This is a genomic window from Xenorhabdus sp. Sc-CR9, from assembly GCF_963897815.1.
Classification (GTDB): Bacteria; Pseudomonadota; Gammaproteobacteria; order Enterobacterales; family Enterobacteriaceae; genus Xenorhabdus.
On sequence record NZ_CAWQTY010000120.1, the window covers coordinates 1 to 418 of the forward strand.

Below are 418 nucleotides of genomic sequence, written 5' to 3' on the forward strand. Positions count from 1 at the left end.
TGGCAAACCGATTAAATAATCGTCCTCGTAAAACACGAGATTACAAAACACCGAATGAGTTATTTAAAGGTATCCCCACTCATTTACTTCGTTCATTACGATGTTGCGCTTAATATGTGAATCCAAGTATTATTATTTATATAGTATAATAGCTGGCTAAATTCTTTTTGAATTAGCCAGCTCAATGTAGTCACACTGATTTATTTATGGGTTATTAATTTTGGGATATCTGTTTTTAGGATGATAACTATCCCATTTTTCTTCAGAAAAAACTTCACTGTGGGGAACGGCCAGGGCACGAGCATACTTTGATTAACATTCAGCCAAAGAAAACTTGGGCGCGGTAATCATCACACCAGCTGGCTTTTTTAAGCTTATTTCTTTGGCTTGGTGCCCCGCAATCACATTGCTTGACCAT

General features: G+C 37.1%; 1 pseudogene. It reads left to right on the forward strand.

Annotated features, from left to right (window positions below):
- A pseudogene (locus tag AACQ81_RS06165) lies at window positions 1-113 on the forward strand (IS30 family transposase); the annotation flags it as partial.
- Between the last annotated feature and the right edge of the window lie 305 nt (window positions 114-418).